The 8,374-nt window shown below is 65.8% G+C and carries 8 protein-coding genes; 6 read left to right on the top strand and 2 right to left on the bottom strand.

Translation table 11 applies throughout. The features are described 5' to 3' along the window. Positions 1 to 462: hypothetical protein (locus tag LLH00_01755; GenBank protein ID MCE5269992.1), on the bottom strand; the 462-nt coding region annotated here is incomplete at its 3' end. Positions 463 to 718: 256 nt separating this feature from the next. On the opposite strand from LLH00_01755, the gene LLH00_01750 reads away from it, so the two are divergent. The 6 genes from LLH00_01750 (at position 719) to LLH00_01725 (ending at position 6,970) form a co-directional block, all read left to right on the top strand. Continuing rightward, positions 719 to 1,243, top strand: a complete 525-nt coding sequence (locus tag LLH00_01750) for a dihydrofolate reductase family protein (protein MCE5269991.1) — start codon at positions 719 to 721, stop codon at positions 1,241 to 1,243. A gap of 125 nt (positions 1,244 to 1,368) precedes the next feature. After that, positions 1,369 to 2,256 carry a cation diffusion facilitator family transporter gene (locus tag LLH00_01745; GenBank protein ID MCE5269990.1) on the top strand — a complete coding sequence of 296 codons (888 nt, stop codon included), beginning with the start codon at positions 1,369 to 1,371 and terminating at the stop codon, positions 2,254 to 2,256. A 114-nt stretch (positions 2,257 to 2,370) separates the two neighbouring features. After that, positions 2,371 to 3,819, top strand: coding sequence for a HAMP domain-containing histidine kinase (locus LLH00_01740; GenBank protein MCE5269989.1), 1,449 nt, complete (start codon positions 2,371 to 2,373; stop codon positions 3,817 to 3,819). A 26-nt stretch (positions 3,820 to 3,845) separates the two neighbouring features. Then, positions 3,846 to 4,538 carry a rhomboid family intramembrane serine protease gene (locus tag LLH00_01735; protein MCE5269988.1) on the top strand — a complete coding sequence of 231 codons (693 nt, stop codon included), beginning with the start codon at positions 3,846 to 3,848 and terminating at the stop codon, positions 4,536 to 4,538. 104 nt (positions 4,539 to 4,642) lie between these two features. Then, positions 4,643 to 5,608 (top strand): NAD-dependent epimerase/dehydratase family protein, encoded by a 966-nt coding sequence (locus tag LLH00_01730; protein ID MCE5269987.1) that lies wholly within the window; start codon positions 4,643 to 4,645, stop codon positions 5,606 to 5,608. 60 nt (positions 5,609 to 5,668) lie between these two features. After that, entirely contained in the window at positions 5,669 to 6,970 is a 1,302-nt protein-coding gene (locus LLH00_01725) for an alpha-amylase (GenBank protein ID MCE5269986.1), read from the top strand. 112 nt (positions 6,971 to 7,082) lie between these two features. Here the strand turns inward: LLH00_01725 and LLH00_01720 are convergent, their stop codons facing one another. Beyond that, the gene (locus LLH00_01720) at positions 7,083 to 8,108 is read right to left on the bottom strand and encodes a fatty acid desaturase (GenBank protein ID MCE5269985.1); all 1,026 of its coding nucleotides are present in this window, start codon (positions 8,106 to 8,108) and stop codon (positions 7,083 to 7,085) included. Between the last annotated feature and the right edge of the window lie 266 nt (positions 8,109 to 8,374).

Here is an 8,374-nt window from a genome sequence, read left to right as displayed (position 1 = left end):
CGTGAGCGCCGCGGCGAACCCGGCCTTGCGGAACGAGCCGGCGGCCGCACTGTCCGCCTTGAAAAGAGTGGCGGCCTTAAGCTGGGGCCGCACCGCCGGGTTCCAGCTCCGGCTGCCCAGAGCGGCGGCCTTGTCCGCCGCTTCCTTGCTCACCCCGTAGCTGCTGAACAGGTCGATGAACGCCGGGTAGATCGTCTTGCCGGCCATGTTCCGCACCACGGCGTCCGGCGGGACCGCCACGCCCGCTCCGGCCGCCTCGATCCAGCCGTCCCGCACCACCACGGTCGCGCCCTCGACCACCACGCCGGGGGAGCGCACCAGGCGCACTCCGGTCAGGGCGGTCACGTGCGGGGTGTTCTCGTGCAGGCCGATCACCGGCGCGGCGCCCTCGGCCATGGCCTGGGTGCACAACCCCAGCCAGAGAGCCAGCGCCGGCAGGACTGATAACGCGTGCCTCTGCATCCGACCTCCTCGGTTGAACAATGAAGGAGAACCGCCGGGGTTCCCCTGATGCGTAAGCTCCGGATAGTAATGTTCTTGGCTTCACCCCCGCCTGTTCCACGCCGCGGGTGACAATGGGGGAATGATACGAACGCCGCCCCGACCGGTCAATGGATATCTGCGCCGGGCAGGGGCGGCTTGCCCTGCGGGCCGGAAAGATGTTACTTTAAGTCTGGCTCCAACTGCCGCGCGGATGGACGGCGGAAAAGGAGGGAGGATGCGCGAACTGATTCTGTACATCGCCACGAGTCTGGACGGGTTCATCGCCCGGAGCTCCGGGGCGGTGGATTGGTGTTTCATCGACCAGGATTACGGTTACCGGGAGTTTCTCGACCGGGTGGGCACGGTTGTGGTCGGCCGCCGCACCTGGGAGCAGGCCCTGGGTTTCGAGGAGCGGCCGTTCGGCGGTAAGGAGATTTTCGTTTTTTCCCGCGGCCGGACGGCGGGTCCGGACGGTGAGGCCACAATCGTGAACGAGCCGCCCGGCAGGTTTGTCGAGGCGCTCAAAGCCCGGCCGGGATCGGATATCTGGCTGGTCGGCGGGGCGGAGATTGTCGCCGCCTGCCTCGAACGCGATCTTATTGACCGTTTTGTGATCCACGTGCATCCGCTGCTGCTGGGTGGGGGTATCGAGCTGTTTCCGCGCGGCGGACCGGACAGAACGCTGGAGCTTGTCTGCGAGCGCACCTGGGAGAGCGGTCTGGTCAAGCTGGAATACGTGCGTCGACGCAGCCCGGGTTGAACCCGGGATAGCGATCGAGATGGCGACCACGACCCGGAAGTCATTCAGTCAGGGGAAAGATGTCACGTTCACACAGTCATACTCACTGCGACGGGCACGGCCCGTGCGCGCCGTCGGTGAACGGCGTGACCGATAGGGACGACGCCTCGCTGCGCCGTCTGTGGTGGGCGTTGGGGATCAATTTTGTGTTCCTGCTGGTGGAGGTGGCGGGCGGGCTGCTCTCCGGCAGCCTGGCCCTTCTGGCCGACGCCGGGCACATGCTGACCGACGTGGCCGCGCTGGGATTGGCGATTGTGGCGGCGCACCTGGCCCGTCGGCCGCCCACGCCCGAGCGCACGTTTGGGATGCTGCGCGCCGAGGTGATCGGGGCGTTCGTGAACGGGGCCACGCTGGTGGTGATCGTGGGCGTGATTTTCTGGAGCGCATGGGTGCGGCTGGCCGAGCCGCAAGTGGTGGACGGCCCGCTGATGCTCTGGGTGGCCGCGGCGGGTCTGGCCGCCAACCTGGCCAGCGCCTGGGTCCTGATGGGCAGCCGTCACGGCAACCTCAACCTCGAGGGCGCGTTCCTGCACATGGCCGGGGATGCCCTGGGCTCGGTGGGGGCGATTGTGGCCGGAGCGGTGATCCTCACCACGGGCTGGACCCCGGTCGACCCCCTGGTGAGCGTGGTGATCGGGCTCATCATCCTCTGGAGCAGCCTGGGCCTTCTGCGCCGCTCGATAGACATCATCCTGAACGCCACCCCGGAGAACATCGACTACCACCAGGTGGATGCCGCGCTGCGCGGGATCGAGCATTTCAGCGACATCCACGACCTGCACATCTGGACCGTCGCCAGCGGCCTGCCGGTGCTGAGCGTGCACATCCGCCTGGCCCCCGGCTGCAGCGACACGACCCACTGGCAGCATTGCCTGCGCGAGGCCCAGGATATGCTGCGCCAGCGGTTCGGGATCGTTCACACCACGCTCCAGCTCGAGCCCGCCGACTACGAGCCGGATGACCGCCCGATCTGAGACGCGGCCGTGGCGCGGCTGATTCCTTGCCGCGGCGGGGCCGGGCGTGTAATATTCCGCAGCGGACTGTATCCCTTCACGCAAGGCTGTCCCCGTAACCGGGAGGTGGATCCGTTGTCCCGCGGCCCCCGTCTTCGCACCCGGCTGATCGTCGCGTACGTGGCTTTTGTGGTGCCCGTGCTGGCGCTGAGCGGACTTTTTTACTACGAAACAGCCCGCCGGAGCCTGGACCGCGAGCTGGGCAAGGGCCTGGTGGCGGTGGCCGGGGCCGTGGCCACGCGGTTCGAACCGGAGCTGTTAGCCAGTTTCCGTCCCGGGGATGAGGAGTTCCGCTCCTGGCAGAGCTACCGGGCGCAGTTGGAGCGGATGCGCCAGGCGGCCGGCCTGAGGCGTCTGCTGGTGTTCGACCTCCAGTTCCGCAGCCTGCTCGACACCGAGCCGGGCCTGCCCATCGGCACGCCCCTGGCCCGCCTTCAGTACCAGCGGCCCGAGGTGGAGGCCACCCTGGCCGGCCATCCCAGCGCCAGCGTGCTGTTCCGGGGCGATGACGGCCAGTGGTACAAGAGCGGGTTCGCCGTGGTGACCGGGCGGGACAGCGCGGCCGTGGCGGTGGTGGCGGCGGATGCCGGGGCGGACTACCTGGAGCTGGTGGCTGGGCTGGGGCGTTGGGTGATCCTGTTCGTGCTGTTGGGCGCGGCCCTGACAGTCGCGGCCGGGTTCTTTCTGGCGCGCAGCGTGAGCCGCCCGGTGCAGCGACTGGTGGAGGCGGCCGAGCGGATCGGCCAGGGCCGTCTGGACCGCGCGGTGGAGGTCCAGCGACGGGCCCCGCGCGAGATCGGCGCCCTGGCCGCGGCGTTCAACCGGATGCGCCAGGGCCTCAACGAGCGCGAGGAAAGCCAACGCCTGATGGTGGCCTCGGTGGCGCACGAGATACGCAACCCCATGAGCGGGATCGAGATGTTCGCCGCCTTGGCCCGGGATGAGGCTGCGCCCGGCAGCGAGGCCCGCGGCTACATCGAGCGCGTGATGTCCGAGGTGGCGAGCCTCAAGCTGATCCTGAACAATTTCCTGGAGTACGCCCGCCCGGCCCATCCCGAGCGAGAGAGTCTCGACCTGGAGAGCGTGGCGGGCGGGGCGCTGGACCTGGTGCGTCCCCTGGCCGTCGAGCGCGGGGCGGCTCTGGAACTGGAACTGGACCCGCAGGCGCGCACGGTGTTCGCCGACCGCGGTCAGCTGGCCCGCGTGCTGCTGAACCTTCTGACCAACGCCCTGCAAGCCCTGCCGGCCGGCGGAGTGGGCCGGGTGCGGGTGGCCTCGCGGCCCGGCCTTCCCGGCGAGACCGTGGTCGAGGTGAGCGACAACGGCAGCGGCATGGACAGCGCCACAGTGGAGAAAGTGTTCCAGCCGTTTTTCACCACGCGCGACACCGGCCTGGGCCTCGGGCTGGCGATCGTGAAAAAGACCCTGGAGGAGAACGGCGGCTCGATCCAGGTGGAAAGCGCACCCGGACGCGGCAGCACTTTCCGCCTGACCCTGCCCTCTGCCGCGGCTGCTGAGGGTTAACCGGACTGACCTGCGGGGAACGCCGGATGATACCGTTCAAAGATGATGTCCCGACCCGGACCAAGCCGATTGTCACGGTGCTTCTGATCGTGCTCAACGTGCTGGCGTTTGTCTTTCAGCTTAGCCTGCCCGCCGGCTCGGCCGACCAGTTCGTGCATGTCTGGGGCGTGGTGCCCTCCCGCCTGAGCGCTGTCCTGACCGGAGGGGCGGGCCACCTGGGCTTCTATCCGCTGGGCACGGTTTTGAGCTCGATGTTCATGCACGGCGGCTGGATGCACCTGGGCGGGAACATGCTTTACCTCTGGATCTTCGGCAACAATGTCGAGGACAGCATGGGGCATTTCCGCTTCGTGCTGTTCTACCTTCTGAGCGGGCTGATCGCGGCGTCGACCCAGGTGCTCGCCGACCCGCACTCCAGCGTGCCGATGATCGGGGCGAGCGGCGCGGTGGCCGGAGTGCTGGGGGCCTATATCGTGCTGCACCCGTTCGCGCGGGTCTACACCCTGATCATAATCATCATTTTCATCCGGGTGGTCCCTCTGCCCGCGATATTCGTGCTGGGGGTGTGGTTCCTGCTGCAGATACTGAATGGCCTGGGTGCGCCCGCCCAGGCCGGGGTGGCCTGGCACGCCCATATCGGCGGGTTTGTCACCGGACTGCTCCTTATCCGCTGGTTCCAGAAACACCACAGTTTCACCCCGGATTACCGCTGGGAATGAGCTCCCCGGTTGACCGGAAGCCCGAAAATCCGTATTCTAAACGGTAAGAGCGCTGAATTGCGTGTTTTTTGCACTGATTAACCTGAATCGAGCCGGAGAGATCCATGCGAGTAGTCGTGATCGGGGCGATGGGGCATATCGGGACATATCTCGTGCCGCGTCTGGCGGCGGCGGGCCACGAGGTGATCGCGGTCAGCCGCGGCGGGCGCGAACCTTACCATAAACCACCGGTCTGGGAGACTGTGCGACGGGTGCTGATCGACCGGAATGAGGCCGAGGGCAAGCACGCTTTCGGCCGCGAGATCGCCGCCCTGGACGCGGATGCGGTGATCGACCTGATCCTGTTCCACCCGGACAGTCTGCCCCAGCTCCTTGAGGCCCTGGAGGGCCGGACCCGTCACTACCTGTACTGCGGGACCATGTGGGTCTACGGCCCCACCGAGATGGCCCCGACCACTGAAAACGAGCCGCGACGGGCGGACCAGGAGTACGGACGGAATAAGGCCCGGATAGAGGAAATGCTGATCGAGGCCTCGCTCGGCGGGCGGCTGGCGGCCACAGCCCTGCACCCCGGGCATATCGTGGGCCCGGGCTGGGCGCCGATCAACCCGGCGGGCAACCTCGACCTGGGCGTGTTCGAGCGCCTGGGCCGCGGCGAGCCTGTCTGCCTGCCCGACACCGGGCTGGCCACGCTGCACCACGTGCATGCGGATGACGTGGCCCAGGCGTTCGAGCTGGCCCTGGCCAACCCGGCCGCCTCGATCAGCCAGAGCTTCAACGTGGTCTCGCCCGCGGCGCTCACCTTGCGCGGCTACTGCCGGGCCGTGGCTGGCTGGTTCGGCCGTGAGGCCGACATCCGCTGCCTGAGCTGGCCGGAGTGGAAAGCCACGGTCAGCGACAGCGTGGCCGAGGAGACCTGGGAGCATATCCGTCACTGCCCGGTGGGGAGCATCGAGAAAGCCCGCCGTCTGCTCGGCTACAGCCCGCGCTACAGCTCGCTTCAGGCCGTGCGCGAAGCCCTGGCCTGGCTGATCCGCCACGGCCGCGTGGACCTTCCGCCGTTGGATTGACGTTGCGCCTTTAACAGGCGGTTGTCACACGGTGAGTGGTCACCGTCGGGGAGAACTCAAATGCACAAATTCCAGCCAGCCCTGATCTACAACCTGTTCCCGTTGCTCGCCGGGCCGTTCTCGGGCTGGCGCGGCCACCTGGAGCGGGCCGCCTCGATGGGGTTCAACTGGGTCTTCCTCAACCCGATCCAGCAGCCGGGGGCCTCGGGCAGCCTGTATTCCGTACGTGACTATTTCGCCCTCAACCCGCTGTTGCTCGACCCGGGCGAGCGCCGTCCGTCCGACACGATCGTGCGTGAGATGCTGGACCAGGCCCACAGCCTGGGCCTCAAAGTGATGCTCGACCTGCTGGTGAACCACACCGCGGTGGACAGCCCGCTGGTCACGCAGCACCCGGCCTGGTACGTGCACGACGACAAGGGCCGGGTCCGTCACCCCTCGGTGCTGGACGGGCAGAGGAAGGTGGTCTGGCGCGACCTGGCCGAGGTCGACAACGCGGCCAGCAGCGAGCGCAAGGCACTCTGGCTCTGGTGGTGCAAGCTGACAAGGCATTACCTGGAGCTGGGGTTCGACGGGTTCCGCTGTGACGCGGCCTACAAGGTGACAGTGGAACTCTGGCAGGAACTGATCGCCGAGAGCCGCGCGCGGTTCCCGGACGCGGTGTTCTTCGCCGAAAGCCTGGGCTGCCGTGAGGCGCAGATCGTGGAGCTGGCCGGGGCGGGCTTCGACTACATCTTCAACAGCAGCAAATGGTGGGACTGGCGCGCCGACTGGGCCCTGGAGCAGTACCAGGCCACCCGCGAGCTGGCCCCCTCGATCAGTTTCCCCGAGACCCACGACACCCAGCGCCTGTACCAGGAACTCAAGGGCGACCTGGCGCTCATCCGCCAGCGCACCGCGTTCGAGGCTTTTTTCTCCACCGGGTTCATGATCCCGGTCGGCTTCGAGTACGGTTTCCGCAAGCGGCTGCACGTGGTCCGGACCCGCCCCGAGGACTGGGAAAATACCGGGGTTGACCTGCGGCTGTTCATCAAGGAGTTGCTGGGGTTCAAGCTGGGCCATGACGTGCTGCGGTTCGAGCACCTGACCTACCGTTTCGACCTCAACCCGGACAGCGGCGACGTGGCCGCGCTGATCAAGCTGGTCGACCAGAACGGACCCAGCGCGATTCTGTTGGTGAACCGCGACCAGTCCGCGCCCCAGCGCGTGGTGGCCAATGTGCTCGATTTCGCCCTGCCCGGACGGGGGGACATCACGCTGGTGGATGTCACCGGAGGGGTCAAGCGCGAGCGCCTGGAGAAGCCCAGCCTGGACCGGATGCTGCCGCCCGCGGGGCTCTGGGTGCTGCTGCGGGAAAGATGAAAAGCGGTCGCGCAGCAAGATTGAAGGGGTGACCGTTTGAGGCCGCCCCTTTTTTGTCCGCGCGCCTGCGCGTAGGTGCCGCCGCATTCGATAAATCCGGCAGCAGGCCGCTTTAGCGCGGGAGAGCCTTGAGCGCCCGGAAACCCACCATTTTATTCAGTTTTTCATCCCACAGCTTCAGCTTCGGCGACTCCAGGCTTCTCAGTATGGTGAGAGGTTTGACCTCCTGAAGCGCCGGAATCTCATCGTAACACCGTTGCAGGTTGTAATTCGGGATACGCGGCTGATCGTGGTGGATATGGTGCAGGCCGATGTTGCCGGTGAACCACTGCAAGATCCTGGGCAGCTTGTAATACGAGCTGCCCTCCAGGGCCGCCCTTTTCGGGTCCCAGGTCTCGTGACTGGCCCAGTAAACTCCCTCGAACTGGTGCTGGACATAGAAAAGCCAGATTCCTATCACTCCGGCCACAAAAATGACAGGCAACTGGATCATCAGGTACGGCCGCAGGCCTATTAGAAGGCTGGCCAGGGCTATGACTGCCGCAAGGATGAGGTTGGTGAGCAGAACATCGAGGCGCTCTTTCCTCCGTGCCCCGCGGTGAGAGAAACGCATCGAAAAGATGAATATCAGCGCCGGTCCCAGGCCGAATATGACAAGCGGGTTGCGGAAGATGCGATAGCCCATCCGCTTGTAAAGCGGCGCCGCCCGGTACTCGCTTACGGTCATGGTCCAGACATCGCCTTTGCCGCGCCGGTCAAGGTCGCCGGCCGTGGCATGGTGCGAAAGGTGCAGATAGCGCCATTCCTGGAACGGGGTGAATGTCAGCAGGCCCAGGATGCGCCCCAGAATTCTGTTCGCGCGCTGTGAAGAAAAAAACGAGCCGTGTGTGCAATCGTGGAAGAAAATAAAGATACGGACCAGGAATGCAGCCGCGACAACCGCCAATGCCAGCGTGATCCAGTACGGATATCCCCGCTTCAGCATCAACACCATCAGCAGCCACAGCGCCACGTATGGGATGCACGTATTCGAAAGCTGCCACATGGCTTTGCGAAGACTCGGCTGACGGAACCTGGAGAGCTGTCCGTAATCAGTCTGACCCGCTGTGTCACCGCCGGGTTTAGCCGTATCAGTCAAAATGCGATTCTCCTGCTGCATGAATTGTTATTGCAGTCTCACCTGTTTCCCATCTTTAGCTCTCGGCCAGCAATGTCCGGTTAGGAACTTGCAGTGAGAAGCCGAAAGACCCTTTTCTGCTTTGGTTTCGGCCAAAGCAGCAAAGCCAGCGGGGGCCGCTTGCCTCGTCCCAACCGCGACACTATTTCTGACTATAGTGTTCGCAAAGCATCGATTCCGCTCCCGCGTTGCAGCGGCGGCGCTGCCGCGAATCGCCGCCGGACAGT

This window comes from bacterium (genome assembly GCA_021372515.1).
In the GTDB taxonomy this organism is placed as follows: domain Bacteria; phylum Gemmatimonadota; class Glassbacteria; order GWA2-58-10; family GWA2-58-10; genus JAJFUG01.
Note: the sequence above shows the minus strand (reverse complement) of the source record. Positions and strands in the feature narration are given on the sequence as shown.

What these genes read in the sequence shown, in the direction of transcription:
- LLH00_01750 (MCE5269991.1), top strand. Translation starts at nt 719, where the DNA reads ATGCGCGAACTGATTCTGTACATCGCCACGAGTCTGGACGGGTTCATC.
- LLH00_01735 (MCE5269988.1), top strand. Translation starts at nt 3,846, where the DNA reads ATGATACCGTTCAAAGATGATGTCCCGACCCGGACCAAGCCGATTGTC.
- LLH00_01730 (MCE5269987.1), top strand. Translation starts at nt 4,643, where the DNA reads ATGCGAGTAGTCGTGATCGGGGCGATGGGGCATATCGGGACATATCTC.
- LLH00_01725 (MCE5269986.1), top strand. Translation starts at nt 5,669, where the DNA reads ATGCACAAATTCCAGCCAGCCCTGATCTACAACCTGTTCCCGTTGCTC.